Annotated in this window: 11 protein-coding genes and 2 tRNA genes; 9 read left to right on the forward strand and 4 right to left on the reverse strand. The window is 60.5% G+C overall.

Going from position 1 to position 16,843, the window contains the following annotated elements:
- Window positions 1-212: 212 nt before the first annotated feature.
- The 4 genes from WG78_RS19045 (at window position 213) to hrpA (ending at window position 6,042) form a co-directional block, all read left to right on the forward strand.
- Window positions 213-289 (forward strand) — tRNA-Val (locus WG78_RS19045).
- A 36-nt stretch (window positions 290-325) separates the two neighbouring features.
- Window positions 326-402 (forward strand) — tRNA-Asp (locus WG78_RS19050).
- 375 nt (window positions 403-777) lie between these two features.
- Complete coding sequence (locus WG78_RS19055; protein WP_161805156.1) at window positions 778-1,926, forward strand: PAS domain-containing protein; 1,149 nt, start codon at window positions 778-780, stop codon at window positions 1,924-1,926.
- A 225-nt stretch (window positions 1,927-2,151) separates the two neighbouring features.
- Window positions 2,152-6,042 carry an ATP-dependent RNA helicase HrpA gene (gene hrpA, locus WG78_RS19060; protein WP_053939431.1) on the forward strand — a complete coding sequence of 1,297 codons (3,891 nt, stop codon included), beginning with the start codon at window positions 2,152-2,154 and terminating at the stop codon, window positions 6,040-6,042.
- Between the two features lie 327 nt (window positions 6,043-6,369).
- Here hrpA and WG78_RS19065 read toward each other — a convergent pair whose 3' ends face one another.
- From WG78_RS19065 to phaC, 3 genes are all read right to left on the reverse strand, one after another.
- Window positions 6,370-7,206 carry a sulfurtransferase gene (locus WG78_RS19065; RefSeq protein ID WP_053939432.1) on the reverse strand — a complete coding sequence of 279 codons (837 nt, stop codon included), beginning with the start codon at window positions 7,204-7,206 and terminating at the stop codon, window positions 6,370-6,372.
- A gap of 185 nt (window positions 7,207-7,391) precedes the next feature.
- Complete coding sequence (locus tag WG78_RS19070; protein ID WP_053939433.1) at window positions 7,392-8,573, reverse strand: acetyl-CoA C-acetyltransferase; 1,182 nt, start codon at window positions 8,571-8,573, stop codon at window positions 7,392-7,394.
- A gap of 165 nt (window positions 8,574-8,738) precedes the next feature.
- Window positions 8,739-10,463 carry a class I poly(R)-hydroxyalkanoic acid synthase gene (gene phaC, locus WG78_RS19075; RefSeq protein ID WP_053939434.1) on the reverse strand — a complete coding sequence of 575 codons (1,725 nt, stop codon included), beginning with the start codon at window positions 10,461-10,463 and terminating at the stop codon, window positions 8,739-8,741.
- A gap of 222 nt (window positions 10,464-10,685) precedes the next feature.
- Here phaC and pbpG point away from each other — a divergent pair, with 222 nt between their 5' ends.
- The gene (pbpG, locus tag WG78_RS19080; RefSeq protein WP_083459408.1) at window positions 10,686-11,714 is read left to right on the forward strand and encodes a D-alanyl-D-alanine endopeptidase; all 1,029 of its coding nucleotides are present in this window, start codon (window positions 10,686-10,688) and stop codon (window positions 11,712-11,714) included.
- A 113-nt stretch (window positions 11,715-11,827) separates the two neighbouring features.
- Here the strand turns inward: pbpG and trxC are convergent, their stop codons facing one another.
- The gene (gene trxC, locus WG78_RS19085) at window positions 11,828-12,250 is read right to left on the reverse strand and encodes a thioredoxin TrxC (RefSeq protein ID WP_053939435.1); all 423 of its coding nucleotides are present in this window, start codon (window positions 12,248-12,250) and stop codon (window positions 11,828-11,830) included.
- Window positions 12,251-12,403: 153 nt separating this feature from the next.
- On the opposite strand from trxC, the gene WG78_RS19090 reads away from it, so the two are divergent.
- The 4 genes from WG78_RS19090 to WG78_RS19105 all read left to right on the forward strand — a co-directional run bounded on the left by WG78_RS19090 (window position 12,404) and on the right by WG78_RS19105 (window position 16,840).
- Window positions 12,404-13,312 carry a recombination-associated protein RdgC gene (locus WG78_RS19090; RefSeq protein WP_053939436.1) on the forward strand — a complete coding sequence of 303 codons (909 nt, stop codon included), beginning with the start codon at window positions 12,404-12,406 and terminating at the stop codon, window positions 13,310-13,312.
- 356 nt (window positions 13,313-13,668) lie between these two features.
- On the forward strand, window positions 13,669-14,112 hold the full coding sequence (locus WG78_RS19095) for a MarR family winged helix-turn-helix transcriptional regulator (protein ID WP_152969305.1): 444 nt from the start codon (window positions 13,669-13,671) through the stop codon (window positions 14,110-14,112).
- Complete coding sequence (locus tag WG78_RS19100; protein ID WP_201782492.1) at window positions 14,113-15,597, forward strand: efflux transporter outer membrane subunit; 1,485 nt, start codon at window positions 14,113-14,115, stop codon at window positions 15,595-15,597.
- A gap of 64 nt (window positions 15,598-15,661) precedes the next feature.
- Complete coding sequence (locus WG78_RS19105; RefSeq protein ID WP_053939437.1) at window positions 15,662-16,840, forward strand: HlyD family secretion protein; 1,179 nt, start codon at window positions 15,662-15,664, stop codon at window positions 16,838-16,840.
- Window positions 16,841-16,843 lie beyond the last annotated feature (3 nt).

Raw genomic sequence — 16,843 nt, forward strand, 5'->3', positions numbered from 1 at the left:
CCCGTCCACTCCGCCAGCATTCCAGGAAAGCCGCTTTTTTATAAAGCGGCTTTTTCTATTTATGCAAGGCTTCTATTTGTTTTTGCATTTCTGACAAACAAATAGATCGTATTAAAGTGTATTAACCCGATGTTGATCGGCCGTTTAAAAATTTTTAAACAACTGATTGACGCTAATTGGTGCATATGCTTTAATCCGCACCTCTTGACGGAGGGCGATTAGCTCAGTTGGTTAGAGCGCCTGCCTTACAAGCAGGATGTCGGCGGTTCGACCCCGTCATCGCCCACCATTCGTCATACCTGTAGTACGCAAGTCATACCACTGCGGAGTGGTAGTTCAGTTGGTTAGAATACCGGCCTGTCACGCCGGGGGTCGCGGGTTCGAGTCCCGTCCACTCCGCCACTTTCCCAGGCAGTTCTCTCGGGGCTGCATCAGTACCACTGCTTTATATAAGCAGATTTCTGCAGCGTAGTTCACACCGCAGCGCATACATCCCTCTGAGCACTATAGATAATACTGACGTATGCCATTTGCATTGTTACAATGCGCGCACGTCATTGTTTGCCCCGCAGGCCATTGCGCCCGTCATTTCCAGGCCGCCTGGCACTTGACCCGAGCCCTCGCTCTGGCGCAAATTCGTCCCAAAATTCCAGGCCCAATCATAAAACCATGTCTTCAGCCGCTCGTGCCGCTCTACCCCGCTTCCGTCCTTTAATGGTCGGGTCTGCGCTCTGCGTGAGCCTGGGCGGTGTTGCGGCTGTGCATTGGTGGGGCGGCATGGAAATGGGCCTGCCGCTGTTGCTGATCGGCGCATGGCTGATTATCGGCACCTTGTGGCTGGCCATGGTTAATGGCGCGCCAGCCGCCGAAGCCGCGCCCAACGACGCCAGCACTGCTACCCCCGAAGAAGATTTGCGTAACTTGCCGATTGCCGAATCGCTGCCCGACGTGGTGTGGCGCATCGATTTTGCCAATCGCGTGGTCACCCCGCTTAACGAAGCCTGTGCGGCCCACCATCCGGTGGCGCAAGGCAATAACGTGCGCTTGTCGGGCTTGTTTCCGGCGCGCGTGTCGCGCCAGTACCTCGAAGCGCTGATTGCAGTGCAAAGCGCGCAAAGCATGCAGCAGTTTGAATATCGCCTGGGCAATGGCGATGAATCGGGCTTGCGCGTGTTCGAGGCGCGGCTGCTGCCGCTGTCCACCAAAGAATGTATCGCCGTCATCCGCGATGTCACGCAGATGAAGGCCACCGAAGAAGCCTTGTTTAACCAGCAGCTGTTTGTGCACCAGATTATTGATTCGAGCCCGAACCTGATCTTTGTGCGCGATAAACATGGCCGCTTTTTGCTGGTCAACCGCGCCACGCAAACCACGCTGGGCCACGAACTGCTGGTGCAATCGCACCTGGCAGCGCATGACTCGCAACTGCCGTTTACGGTGGGCGACACCGAAGTGCTGGAAAACGGCGACACCGTGCGCGTGGTTGATCACTGGACGCTGCCTAACGGCCGCACCCACTGGTTTGATATCACCAAGCAACCGCTGGTGCGCGATGGCGATGTCTATATCTTGAATATCGCGATTGATATCACCCACGTTAAAGCCGCCGAAGCTGCACTGGCCGCGTCCGATCCGCTGTCCAGCGGCGTGGCCGATGCGCTGCCGATTCCGTTTATGTTGGTGCGCAACGGCATTATCGAATTTGTGAACAACCCGCTGTGCGAACGGCTGAACACGCCGCCGTCCGACCTGCTGGGCCGCCCGCTGGAAGCCATCGCCAGCAACGGCGGCGATCTGCTGGCCAGCCCCAAGCCGGGCGTACCGCAACGCATCCGCTTTGTGCGCGGCCACGCTGAGTACGATTGCACCGTGCAGCAAGTGGGCGAAGAAGACGACAGCACCCGCACCCTGGTCGTGCTGGCGTAACCCAGACAAGAATGCAGCATAGGGTGGGTCTCGACCCACCCCCCAAAGCCGTTAAGCGCGCCAGTGTGGCGCGATCTCTCCGTGTAAGTGCCAGAAAATTAAACACCGCTAGCCTGTGTGGAGCTCGTCGTTGGCTTCGCGTGGTGGGTCGAGACCCACCCTATACGCCCCCAGCCTCGCATTCCATCCGTGATAAAATCGGCCGCTTTTACGTCCGGTTATTCTATGTCCGCTTCCCTCGCCGAACTGCAAGCGCAACTTGACCAGTGCATGGCCCGTGACCGTGCCGCGCTGGCCCCTCGCCTGCATGCCGCCGCCAACCGGCTGCGTTCGGGCAAGCCGGCAGACCGGGCGTTAGCCGAGATCGGCCAGGCCATGATCGGCAGCCTGCAAAAGGCCGAGCGCCGCCAGCATCAACTACCCAAACCCGAATTTGACGAAGCGCTGCCGGTTAACCAGAAGCGCGACGAAATCCGCGCCGCAATTGCCGCCAACCAGGTGGTGATCATCTGTGGCGAAACCGGCTCCGGCAAAACCACGCAATTGCCCAAAATCTGTCTGGAGCTGGGCCGTGGCACCTTTGGTTTGATCGGCCACACGCAACCGCGGCGACTGGCCGCGCGCACCGTGGCCACGCGTATTGCGCAAGAACTGAAGTCCGAGATTGGCGCCGTAGTGGGCTACAAGGTGCGCTTTACCGAAAAGACCAGCGACGCCAGCTATATCAAGCTGATGACCGACGGCATTTTGCTGGCAGAAACGCTGTCCGACCCCACGCTGAGCGCCTACGACACCATCATCATCGACGAGGCGCACGAGCGCAGTCTCAATATCGATTTTCTGCTGGGCTACCTCAAGCAACTGCTGCCGCGCCGGCCCGATCTGAAAATCATCGTCACCTCGGCCACCATCGACGCCGACCGCTTTGCCAATCATTTTTCTGGCGCGCCGGTGATCGAAGTGTCGGGCCGCACCTATCCGGTGGAAGTGCGCTATCACGCGCCAGAAACCAGCGATGAAGACGCCGCCGAAATCGAAATGGAAGAAGCCGTCGTCACCGTGGTCGAGCAATTGTGGCGCCACGATGGCCCCGGCGATGTGCTGGTGTTTCTGCCCGGCGAGCGCGAAATCCGCGAGACCGCCGAGGCGTTTCGCAAAGCCAAAGTGCGCGATGCCGAAGTGCTGCCGCTGCTGGCGCGTTTATCCAACGAAGAACAGCAACGCATCTTTCGCGCCTCCAACGGCCGCCGCGTGGTGCTGGCCACCAACGTGGCGGAAACCTCGCTGACCGTGCCGGGTATTCGTTACGTGATCGATTCGGGGCTGGCGCGGATCAACCGCTATTCGCCGCGCGCCAAAGTCGAACAATTGCTGATCGAGAAAATCTCGCAAGCGTCGGCACGCCAACGTGCTGGCCGCTGTGGCCGGGTGTCTTCAGGCATTTGCGTGCGCTTGTATGAGGAGACCGATTTCAACGCGCGCCCTGCGTTTACCGATCCCGAAATCGTGCGCTCGTCGCTGGCGGCGGTGATCTTGCGTATGGCCGCGCTCAAGCTGGGCCGCGTAGATGAATTTCCGTTTCTGGAAGCCCCGTCCGGCAAATTGATCGCCGACGGTTACCAGCAATTGCGCGAACTGGGCGCGGTGGACGATGGCGATGTGCTAACGCCGATCGGCAAGCAACTGGCGCGTTTGCCGGTCGACCCCAAACTGGGCCGCATGCTACTGGGCGGACATCAGGAACATTGCTTGAAAGAAATCCTGATTATCGCCAGCGTGATGAGTCTGCAAGACCCGCGCGAGCGTCCGTTTGAAGCGCGCGATGCCGCCGACCGCGCGCATCTGCGGTTCAGCGATGACAAATCGGACTTCATGTCGTACCTGAAAGTCTGGGCCTTCTTCGAAGAAGCGCAGGCCAACAAGCAATCCAACCGCCAACTGCTCAATCTGTGCCATCAGCACTTTTTGTCTTACTTGCGGCTGCGCGAATGGCGCGATCTGCATCGCCAACTGGAAGATATCGTTGAAGACCTCGAATGGCGTCTCAATGAAAAGCCCGGCACTTACGAACAAATCCACAAGGCCCTGTTGACCGGCTTGCTGGGCAATATCGGCATGAAGCAGCCCGAAGCCGATGAATACCTGGGCGCACGCGCGATCAAGTTCCAGATTTTCCCCGGTTCGGGCCTGAAGAAAGCGCGGCCGAAATGGATTCTGGCGGGCGATCTGGTCGAGACCACCAAGTTGTTTGGTCGCAGCGTGGCAGCGATTGAGCCGCTGTGGGTGGAGCGGCTGGCCAGCCATCTGGTCAAGCGCCAGTATTTTGAGCCGCATTGGGAGAAAGACCTGGCGCAAGTGACGGCCAGCGAGCGCGTGACGCTATACGGCTTGCCGATTGTGCCGCGACGCAAGGTGCATTACGGCGCCATCAACCCGACCGAGGCGCGCGAAATCTTTATCCGTGAAGGTCTGGTGCGCTTTAACTACAACACCAAAGCGCGCTATTACGAACACAATTTTGAGCTGCTGCTGGAAATTGAAGAACTGGAACACAAAGCGCGCCGCCAGGATTTTCTGGTGGATGACGAAGTACTGTTCCGCTTTTTTGATGCGCGCATTCCGGCCGAGGTGGTTAACGGCGCGGGCTTTGAGGCCTGGCGTAAAGAGGCCGAGAAAGCCGACCCCAAACTGCTGCTTCTGGATCGCGATGATCTGATGACGCAGGCGGCGGGCAGCGTCACGCTGGAGCAGTTCCCCACCTATTTCAAACTGGCCGAAGCGCGTTTGCCGCTGGCATATCGCTTTGAGCCCGGCCATGCGCTCGATGGCGTCACGCTGACCTTGCCGCTGCACCAGCTTAATCGCGTAAATGCCAGCATTTTTGACTGGCTGGTGCCGGGCATGCTGCGCGAGAAAATCACTTTGCTGATCAAGGCCCTGCCCAAGCCGATCCGCCGTTTGTGCGTGCCGGTGCCGGAATTTGCCACGCGCATGCTCACCGAACTGGATAAGGCCGACCGCGAAGCGCCGCTGTTGCCGCAACTGGCGCACGCCGCCACGCGTGGCACCGGCCATGGCATCAGCGAAGATGACTTTGCCGCGGCTGAACTGCCGGCGCATTTACGCATGAACTTCCGCATTGTGGATGATGCGGGCCAAGAACTGGCGCAAGGCCGCGATCTGATCGCCATCCGCAATCAGTTGGGCGAAGCGGCGCAGCTCACCTTCCGTGAAAGCGGCGACGAAGCCGGTCCGGAAATCGAGAAAAGCGGCATCACCAAATGGGATTTTGGCGATCTGCCAGCCAAACTCACCTTCAAGCGCCAGGGCCGCAATATCACCGGTTATCCGGCGCTGGTCGCGGAAGAGGAAAGCTGCGCCATTCGCGTATTCGATACCGAATTCGCGGCCGAAGCGGCGCACCGGCCGGGCGTCATCCAGCTGATGAAGCTGGAGCTGAAAGAACACGTCAAGCAGTTGCCCAAGGCAGTACCGGGCTTCCAGCAACTGGCCATCCAGCTACGCGGCCTGGGCAATAGCGACATGCTGATGGACGACCTGGTCGATTGCATCTGCAACCGGGCTTTCCTTGGTGACGACGAAGCACCGCGTACTAAAAAAGCGTTTGATGAGCAGAAGACGCGCGCCAAGGTGCGGCTGCCTTCGGTGCGTGATGGCGCGGTGCGGGCGCTGACCGATATCACGGCGGAATACACCGCTGTCGCGCCATTAGCCAACAAGCCGGGCCCGATTGCACACGAACTGAAAGCGCAACTGGCGCGGCTGGTGTATCCGGGCTTTATGTCCGGCACGCCGTGGGAACATCTGCCGCGCGTGCCGTTGTATCTGCGCGCGATCAAACTGCGGCTGGAAAAACGCAGCGCCAATCCGACCCGCGATGCTCAACGTGCGGACGAAGTGACTGCCTTTGAGGCGCGCTATCAGGCCGAGCTGGAAAAATGGCAACGCGACGGCCGTGACACCGCCCCACTGCTGCCGGTGCGCTGGATGATCGAGGAATGGCGCATCAGCTTGTTTGCGCAAGAACTGCGCACGCCGTATCCGATTTCGCTGAAGCGGCTGAACAAAGTCTGGGACGACCTGGTCCGCCGCTGAAAGAGACCATGCTGCGTGATTTATCCGCCATGCATAGGGTGGGTCATGACCCACCCATCAAAGCCGATGATAAGACCCGCCATCGAGGCGTTTTTGTTGATGGCTTTGGGTGGTGGGTCGTGACCCACCCTATGAGCCTTGCGCGGGTTATGAGGTATGGGACGACCTGGTGCGCCGCTGAAAGGGCCACGTTGCGTCATTTCTCCGCCATGCATAGGGTGGGTCATGACCCACCCATCAAAGCCGCTGATAAGACCCGCCATCGAGGCGTTTTTGTTGATGGCTTTGGGTGGTGGGTCGTGACCCACCCTATGAGCCTTGCGCGGATTATTGCGTGGCGACCGGGCGGGCGGGGTCGGCGACCCATTCGCTCCATGATCCGGCATACAGGCGGCCGCCGTTGAAGCCGGCCACGGCCATTGCCAGCAGGTTATGACAGGCCGTCACGCCCGAACCGCACTGATGCACCACATCGGCGGGCGGAATCGCGCCAAGCAAAGCGCGCCATTCCTGCTGCAATTGTTCCGGCGACTTGAAGCGCCCATCAATCAGGTTGTCGGCATAAAAGCGGTTGAGCGCGCCAGGAATATGTCCGCCGACCGGGTCGATGGTCTCGCCCTCGCCTTTAAAGCGCGATGGGCTGCGCGCATCGACCACCTGAAACGCCGATTCACGCATATTGCCCATGATCTGGGTGGCGCTCACCACGCGGGCGGCGCGCACATGCGGCACAAACACGGCCGCCAACGGCACCGGACGTTCTTCGCTGATGGGTTTGCCGGCCGCTTGCCAAGCCTGGAAACCACCATCCAGCACCTGCACGTTGTCGTGCCCCAGCCAGCCCAACAGCCACCACAGGCGCGCGGCGTACATGCCGCCGGAAGCGTCGTACGCCACCACGCGACTATTGTTGCCGATGCCCAGACTACCCAGGCGCGCCGCCAGCCATAACGGCGCGGGCAGCGGATGCCGGCCGTTGTGGCCATTGCGCGGGCCGGACAAATCGTCGTCCACGTGCAAATAAATGGCGTTGGGAATATGGCCCGCTTGCCAGGCGGCCCGGCCCTCATCGGGGGCCAACAGATCATTACGGCAATCGACCACGACCACGTCGGGATCGGTCAGTACGCTGGCAAGTTCGGCCACGGTCATCAGTGGGGACATGTCATCGGGCTCCGGTTGGGGGGCTCGGGGGCTAATGCCCCGACGCCCCGCACGTTATAACCCGGATTAGCGCAGGCCGCACGGACTAAGCGCAAGGTTTTTTTGTATCGCCCCGACGTGGTGCAGGCCGCCTTGCACCGTGTGGGCGCAAACGTTGCCGACCCGGGCCGGGCGGCGTGGCAAGGTCAGACGCGCTCCACCGCCAACGCCACGCCCATGCCACCACCAATACACAGCGTGGCCAGGCCGCGCTGTGCATCGCGTCGCGCCATTTCGTGCAGCAAAGTCACCAACACGCGCGCGCCGGAAGCGCCAATCGGATGGCCCAGCGCAATCGCGCCGCCATTGACGTTAACGCGCTGCATATCCCAACGCAGTTCACGCGCTACACCCAGCGCCTGCGCGGCAAACGCTTCGTTGCCTTCGATCAGATCAAGGCTGTCCAGCGACCAACCGGCGCGCGCCAAAGCACGCTGCGTGGCGGGCACCGGGCCCATGCCCATCAACGCCGGATCGACCCCCGCCGAAGCGGCCGCGCGGATGATCGCCAGGATCGGCAGGCCCAACTCCGCGGCGCGTTCGCGGCTCATCAAGATCACGCCAGCTGCACCATCGTTGATGCCAGACGCATTGCCCGCCGTCACCGTGCCTTCTTTATCAAACGCCGGGCGCAGTCTGGCCAAAGTTTCGACGGTAGTACCGGGGCGGATAAATTCGTCCTCCAGAAACGCGATCGGATCGCCTTTGCGTTGCGGTACGGGCACGGCGATGATCTCGTCGGCAAAGCGGCCGGCTTCGCGCGCAGCGGCGGCGCGCATTTGCGAGGTGGCGGCCAGTTCGTCCTGCTCGGCGCGGCTGATGCCGTATTTGCGCGCAATATTCTCGGCAGTTACGCCCATGTGGTACTGGTGATAAACATCGGTCAGGCCGTCGTACACCATGCTGTCCACCAGCGTGGCATTGCCCATGCGGAAACCATCGCGGCTGCCGGGCAACAGATGCGGCGCGGCGCTCATGTTTTCCTGGCCGCCGGCAATCACAATCTGGTTGTCGCCCGCCAGGATGGACTGCACGCCCAGCGCCACCGCTTTCAGGCCGGAACCACACACCTGGTTCACCGTCAGGCCCGGCACCGCATCCGGCACACCCGCCTTGCGCGACGCCTGGCGCGCCGGGTTCTGGCCCAGCCCGGCGGTCAGCACATTGCCCATCATGACTTCGCTGATCTGATCAGCGCTGATACCGCTGCGTTGCAGCAGCCCTTTGATGACGGTTGCACCGAGGTCCGGCGCGCTGACACTGGCCAGAGCGCCACCAAAATTGCCGATGGCGGTACGGCCAGCCGCAACGATTGCGATTTCTTGCATCGAATTCTCCAGAGGATCGGCGCGCCAATACGTTGTTGGCGCGTCCGGTTGTTACAGTGCGGCTGATTGTGCCTGCTGCGCTGCAACAGGCGCAGGGCCGCTAATCGTTTCAAACGGTCCGTGGCGGCGGGTGGCGGCGCGCTTCTGCGTGCGCCGGTTTGAGCGTCACGCCGCTTTGGCTTTCACATAACGCCCCGGTGCGGGCTCGATCGGTTTGAAGTCAGCGTTGCCCAGCGTTTTGCGCGCCGCCACCGTCTTGCCGGTAAACGGCTGCAGCCACGCCATCCAGTCGCTCCACCAACTGCCCGCGTGTTGCTGTGCGCCGTCCAGCCACTGCTGCACGTCATCAACAGCGGTGTCGCGCGTCCAGTAGCTGCGTTTATTGGCTGCAGGCGGATTGATGGTTCCCGCGATATGGCCGGAAGCGCCCAGCACAAAGCGCGTCGCCCCCCCCAGCAATTGCGTGCTTTGCCACGCGGTTTGCCACGGCACGATATGGTCTTCGCGCGCGGCAAAAATGTAGGTGGGCACTTTGATCTCGCGCAGATCAATTGGCACGCCGCAAATCTCGAACGAGCCCGGATGGGTAAGATTGTTTTGTAGATACATATTCTTGAGAAAGAACGTGTGCATCGGCATGGCCAGATCGGCGCCGTCGTTGTTCCAGTACAGCAAATCAAACGGCGGCGGCGTTTTGCCTTTTAGATAGTTGTGCACCACGTAATGCCAGACCAGATCATTGGCGCGCAGCGAGGCAAACGTGCGCGACAGTTCTTTGCCCGACACGATGCCGCCCGCGCCCGCCGCCAGTTGCGCTTCGCGCTGGCCCACCAGATTCCAGTCGATAAAGTGCTGGATATCGCCGGGGTCGGCATGGTCAAGCATCGCGGCCATCAGCGTCAGCGACGCAATCCAGTCGTGTCCGCGCGCCTGCAACACCGGGATGGCCGTGGCCACCAGCACGCCGCCAATGCAGAACGACAGCACATTCAGCTTGGGTTTTTTGCTGATGGCGCGCACCACTTCGGCGGCTTTGATGATGCCGTCCTCAACATAATCGTCCCATTGCAGATGGCCCAACTCGGCCGGAATGGAGCGCCACGACACCAGAAACACCGTCTGCCCCTGCGCCACGCACCAGCGCACCATCGAATTGGAAGGCTGCAAATCCATGATGTAGAACTTGTTGACGCACGGCGGCACGATCAGCAATGGAACTTCGCTGACTTTGCTCATCAAAGGTTGGTACTGCAGCAACTGGAACACGTCGTTTTCGAACACCACCGCGCCTTCGGTGGTGGCCAGATTACGGCCCACTTCAAACGCGGATTCGTCGGTCATGGTGATGGTGCCTTTGCGCACGTCATCGGCCAGTTTCTGCATCCCTGCCTGCAGGCTGGCGCCTTCGGTTTCGGCGGCCAGCTTTAACACTTCTGGATTACTGAACGCAAAATTGGCCGGGCTCAGCGCATCGGTCAGTTGCCGCGTGAAATACGCCTGGCGGGAACGGGCGGCGGCGTCACCGCTGCCGTTGGCGCTAGCCAGCGTGTTTAGTAACCGGGCTGTAAGAAGATAGTTTTGCTTGATGAACGAAAACGGCGCGGCATTCCACTCGGGCGCGGCAAAACGACGGTCGCCGGCTTCGGGCTCAATCAGCGGTTCGGCGGGCGCGCCGCGCAGATAAGTGGCCCATAAGGTCATCTGGTCTTGCAGCCATTGCGCTTGCAATGCGGGCCAATCGGCGGTCAGGGTGTTGTTTTGAGGGGAGTTTTCGGCGGCCGAGCGACCGTCGGTCGTACCGGCTGCAGCGTCGATCCATTGCTGCCAGAGCTGTTGCTGGCTGGCGGCCAGCTGCTGATAAAACGCATCAAAAGAGGAGGAATCAGACACGCGGGGCCTCGCAACAGAGCCAAACACAGGAAAACCGCACCAGACTGGTGAGGTGAACCAGCATACGAAAACGCCGTTTTTGCTGCAAGTTCGGTGAAATTTTTTAACGTGAAGCTTTGCAAATCGCGCAGTACTGCTTGATTTGGCATGACTTTCTTACTCTTCTCATTTACCATGACGCGCAATCTGATCGAAATGGCCCACGCATTCTGGAGACCGACCATGCGTCCTCTCAACCCCCTGATTATCTCGTTGCTGACTGCGGCGGCTCTGGCCATGGCCCCCGGTGCACATGCAGCAACGCATCACAAGCACAAAACCACAGCGCAAGCCAGCGCTAAAAAGTCGACCAAAACGTCGAAGAAATCTGTCGCGCGTGTTGAAACCACGCTGACGCCGTCGCCTAAAGGCTCCGTCAGCCGTCGCGCCATTGCACAAGCCCGTCGCGGTGTGCGCGTGCAGCCCGCCATGGCCTTGTCGTCGCTGGATAACCCAGGCGTGCAGTCGGCGGCGGTGCTGATTCTTAACGAAAACAACGGCGACGTGGTTTATCAAAAGAATCCGGACAACGTCACCCCGATTGCGTCGATCAGCAAGCTGATGACCGCGATGGTGACGCTGGACGCGCATCTGCCGATGAACGAGTTCATTACTATCAGCGAAGAAGATGTCGATACGCTGAAGAACACCAGTTCACGCCTGACCGTGGGCACGCGGCTAACGCGCGCCGAAGTGATGCTGTTGGCGCTGATGTCGTCGGAAAACCGTGCCGCGGCGGCGTTGGCGCGCACCTATCCCGGCGGCAAGGCATTGTTTATCACCAAGATGAACGAGAAAGCCGAAGCGCTGGGCATGCACAGCACGCACTTTTACGATCCGACCGGCCTGACGCCGCAAAACGTGTCGACCGCGCGTGATCTGGTGACGATGGTGAAAACCGCGCGCACTTATCCGGAAATCCACGAGTTCACCACGTCGTCGCAATACGAGTTCACGTCCAACCTGAATGGCCGCACGATGTCTTTTCATAACACCAACCCGTTGGTGAAAGAAGACCGTTGGGACATCGGGCTGACCAAGACTGGCTTTATCAACGAAGCGGGCCACTGTCTGGTGATGGAAGCCACCATCAGCGGTACGCCGGTGGTGATTGTGCTGCTGGATTCGACCGGTAAATACACCCGCATTGGCGACGCCAACCGCGTGAAGAAATGGCTGGAAACCAGCCCGGTCGCGCTGGCACGTAGCTAAAGCACGGCAAGCATAGGGTGGGTCGTGACCCACCAACCAGAGTGGCATAACCGGACATTGATGTCCGGACGCATGGCTTTGGTTGGTGGGTCTTGACCCACCCTATTATTGTTTTAGAAGAACTGCGTCAGCCACGCCTTGAACTGCCCCGACGACATCGCCCCATTCACCCGATCAATCTCGCGTCCGCCTTCAAACACCAGAATGGTGGGAATGCTGCGGATCCGTAGCGCGCCTGACAGATTCTGCTGTTGGTCGGTATCCACCTTCAAAAACGTCGCCTTGCCGGCAAAGTGCTCGGCCGCGCTGGCGTAGGCTGGCGCAAACGACTGGCACGGGCCGCACCAGGTGGCCCAGCAATCCACAATGATCGGGCGCGCCAGGGTCTTGATCAGCGTCTGGAACTGCGCCTCATCCACCGCCAGCGGCGCGCCGCTGAGCAACGGTTTATGACAGGCACCACAGTTGGGCTCTTCCGCCAGCCGCGTGTCTTCCACGCGATTTTGCGTCTGGCAATGCGGGCATGCGATCTGCATGGTGATCCTCCATCGGCCGCGCCGGGCCTTGTTTTTGCTGTTGGGCCAACATGGTTACAAACCAGACGACGCAACACAAGTCTGGCACGTTCCCTTCCCCTCTTCGGGCCGGTACAATCGCCCCCCGCTCTATCTATCTGTCGAGTCCTGCGTATGCTCTGGTTCCGTAATCTGCAAATCTATCGTTTGGCCCCTGATCACGCATTGACTGCGCAAAACATCAGCAGTGCCCTCGAAAAGCGTCCGTTTGTGCCATGTGGCAGCAGCGACCTGATGTCGCAAGGCTGGATTGCGCCCGCGGCGCATGCGCCCGAGCAATATGCCTATCCATGGCAGGACGCCGTGCTGGTCATGCTGAAGACCGAAGACAAATTGTTGCCCGGCGCCGTAATCAAAAACGCCGCCGATGCGCGCGTGGCCGAGATCGAAGCGCGCGAAAACCGCAAGGTGGGCAAGCGCGAAGCCAAGGAAATCCGCGAACGCATCGTCGACGAGCTGATTCCGCGCGCGTTTACCCGCAGCCGCACCCAACGCGCGCTGATCGATCTACAAGCCGGTCTGGTGTTGGTGGAAAGCGCCAGCGCCAGCAAGGCCGAAGAATTGCTGTCCTTGCTGCGCGAAAGCCTGGGCAGCCTGCCCACCCGCTTGTTGCAAACGCAGACCACGCCGCAGACCGCCATGACGTTGTGGCTGGAAAGCGGTGACGCCGGTGACTTTGATCTGGGCCAGGATGTGGAACTGCGCGTGCCGGCCGATGACGGCGCGATTGCGCGACTGGTGCGCCAGCCTTTGTCGGGCGACGAAATCCAGATGCATTTGTCCGCCGGCAAACTGGTCACCAAGATTGCCGTGTCGTGGCAAGACCGCGTGGCCTTCCAGTTGACCGAAAAACTGGAGCTGAAACGCCTGGCCATGATGGATACGCTGGAAGAAGAACTGAAAGACAGCGACGCCGCCGACAAGGAAGCGCTGTTTAACGCCGGCCTGACCTTGCTGCTGGGCGAGCTGCGCCAGTTGGTGCCCACGTTGATTACTGCGTTGGGCGAAGAGATGCCTGCCTGATCCAATAGTTGCGTACTACCGAATGCCCGCTGGTTTCAGCGGGCATTTTTTTTGCCGCAACGTCTGTAAATAATCCGCCTTACCCTGACAACCGCCTGCGGCCCTCGCGCGTTGGATAACCGCAAAACCCTTGTGGGAATGCGGGTTTGCGCGATGTAGTCGATCGACTAGTAACTCCAACCGACCGTTCGTCTACTGGCCAATTCCGTAAATCTTAAGCACTTCAATGATTTAGGAATTGACTACCCGAAACCGGTTGATCAACAAAATGATGATTGCTTTGACAACTATATCGGTCGAAATCTATGATCGCCGCGTAATTTTGAGAATTTGAGAATTTCGCGAAGGGTTTGCTCATGTCCATCTCCCAACCCCCAGAAGAAAATCTGGGCGTTCTGGTCCGTCAGGTACGTGACGGCATGTTTCATCTGTTCGAACACAAGCTGGCGCAAAGTGGCCTTGAGTTGAACCTGAGCCAGTATCTGGTGCTCAAGCGGCTGGCCTATCACGGTGTGCAGACCGCCACCGAACTGGCGCGCGCTATCGACCACGACGCGGGCGCGATGACCCGGCTGCTGGATAAGCTGGAAGAAAAAGGCTATCTGCGCCGCCAACCGCATCAGGAAGACCGCCGCGCACTGCAGATTTCGCTGACCGAAGCCGGCCAGGCGCTGTGGGCCACCATGCAGGCCTGTGGCGAGGCCTCGATGGCCGTGGCCGTCTCTGATCTGAATGACGCCGAGCAAGATCAACTGGTGTCTTTGTTAAAGCGTGTGCGCAATACGCTGGAGAGCAAATAAGTGATCCCCCAAGCCGTTGAAACCGCTGCAGCGCGCTGGCGTAGCCCCGCGTTGCTTACGGTGCTGGCCGCGTCGATTCTGGCGGGCTGCGCCAATATGAAGGGTCTGGACACCCGCGCCAACCTGCGTGACGCCAGCAGCGTGGTGGGCAAAAACGCCACGGATGCCAGCGTCTGGCCCGCGCAGGACTGGTGGCATAGCCTCAACGACGCGCAACTGGACGCGCTGATCAGCGAGGCGCTGCAGAACAACCCCAATCTGGAAGTCGCCGACGCGCGCAACCGCGCTGCGCTGGCGCAAGCGGGCGCTGCCGATGCCGCCCGCGCGCCGCGCCTGGACGCCGCTGCCGCCTATTCCGGTATCCGCATTCCCGGCACCGTGCTGCCGCCGCCGTATGGCGATAGCTACGCCGCACTGAAGATGGTGTCGCTGAAGTTCAGCTACGACTTCGATCTGTGGGGTGGCGAACGCGCCGCATGGGAAGCCGCCGCCGGTCAGGCGCGCGCCGCCGCAGTCGATGCGCAACAAGCGCGCATTACGCTGTCCGGCAATATCGCGCGCACTTATGCGCAACTGGGTTATGCGTGGTCGCTGCAGGATGTGGCCCGCTCCGAACTGAAGCGCTCGCAAGATCTGCTGGGCCTGGTCAAGCAACGTGTGGACGCCGGCATCGATAGCCAGTTGCAATCCAAGCAAGCGCAGGCCGCTGTGCCCGCCGCGCAGCAACAGATTGAATCGGCGCAACAGCAAATCGACGATGCGCGCCTCGAACTGGCTGCATTGGTCGGCGCCAGCCCTGATCGCGCCGACCAACTGGGCCGCCCGCACGTAATCGAGCCCGCCCGACTGGCGCTGCCCAATACCCTGCCCGCCAATCTGCTCGGCCGTCGCGCCGATGTGGTGGCCGCGCGCTGGCGTGTGGAAAGCGCCAGCCAGGATATCAAAGCCGCCAAGGCGAAGTTTTATCCCGACTTCAACCTGAGCGCCGCCGTTGGCCTGGCCTCGTTGGGTCTGGGCGATTTGCCGCATTGGGAAAGCCGTTACGCGCAACTGGCCCCGGCCATTACGTTGCCGATTTTTGATGGCGGCCGTCTGCGCAACAACCTGGCCGGCAAAGACGCGCAATACGACGTGGCCGTGGCGCAGTACAACCTGACGTTGGTGAACGCCGTGCACGATGTGGCCGCGCAGATCAGCGCGCTCAAATCGCTGCAAAAACAGGTGGCGCAACAGCAAGACAGCATCCGCATTGCGCGCGAAGCGTTTGATCTGGCCATGCAGCGCTATCACGGCGGGCTGGGCAACTACGTGGATGCGTTGACCGTGGAACAACAACTGTATTCGGGCGAAATGCGTCTGGCCGCGCTGAATGCGCAGCAGATAGATGCCTCGGTGTTGTTGGTGCAGGCGCTCGGCGGGGGTTTTGACGCCGATGGCGCGCTCCCCGGCCAGGTCGACGCCAGCAGCGTCGCCAGCGCCCAATAAACGCCGCATACAAAGACAAGACATTTCGGCTTGGCCGAACTCAGCTAGCTTGAGGACATAAAAGATGAGCAACGAACAACAGCAAGCCGCGCCGCAAAAGCCGTCGCGCCGTACTTTCCTGCTGCGCCTGGTGGCCCTGATTGTGGTGATCGGCGCTGTGGCGTGGGCGTTCTGGTATTACACCGTCGGCCGCTGGAATGAAGACACCGACGATGCTTATGTGCAAGGCAACGTGGTGCAGATTACGCCGCAGGTGCCGGGCACTGTCACCAGCATCGGCGCGGACAATGGCGCCCTGGTGAAAGTAGGCCAGCAACTGGTGGCGCTGGACCCGAGCGATGCGCATGTCGCCATGGAACAAGCCAAAGCCAACCTGGCCCGAACCGTGCGCCAGGTGCGCGGTTTGTTCAGCAACGTCAACAGCCTGCAAGCGCAAGTAGCGGCCCAGAATATCTCGCTGCAAAAAGCGAAGCAGGATTACGACCGCCGTCTGGCACTGGCTAAAACCGGCGCGATTTCGGCCGAAGAACTGAGCCACGCGCAAGACGCGCTGGCCACCGCGCAATCGGCGGTTGCTTCCTACGAAGGCCAGCTCAGCACCAGCAAGGTGCTGGTGGAAGATACCGTCGTCGCCAGCCATCCGGACGTGCAAGCCGCTGCCGCCAAGCTGCGCTCGGCGTATCTGGATGACGTGCGTACCAATCTGCAAGCGCCGGTCACTGGCTATGTGGCGCAACGTACCGTGCAAGTGGGCCAACGTGTGCAACCGGGCACGCCGCTGATGGCCGTGGTGCCGCTCAACCAGGTGTGGGTGGAAGCCAACTTTAAAGAAACCCAGCTGCAACACATGCGCATTGGCCAACCGGTGACGCTGAAGGCCGATCTGTATGGCAGTGGCGTGGAATATCACGGCAAGGTGGAAAGCCTGGGCGTGGGTACCGGCAGTGCGTTCAGTCTGCTGCCGGCGCAAAACGCCACCGGCAACTGGATCAAGATCGTGCAACGGATTCCGGTGCGCATCACGCTCGACCCGAAAGAACTGGAAGCGCATCCGCTGCGCATCGGTCTGTCGATGGCGGTCGATGTGGAACTGCATAACCAGGATGGCCCGGCGCTGTCGCAAACTGCCGCCACCACGCCGGTCTTTACCACCGACATCTACAAGCAACAACTGGCTGCCGCAGACCAACTGATCGCCGATGTGATCCACAGCAATCTGCCCACCACTGTCGCCAAGAAGTAATCG

It is taken from the genome of Amantichitinum ursilacus (assembly GCF_001294205.1).
GTDB lineage: Bacteria > Pseudomonadota > Gammaproteobacteria > Burkholderiales > Chitinibacteraceae > Amantichitinum > Amantichitinum ursilacus.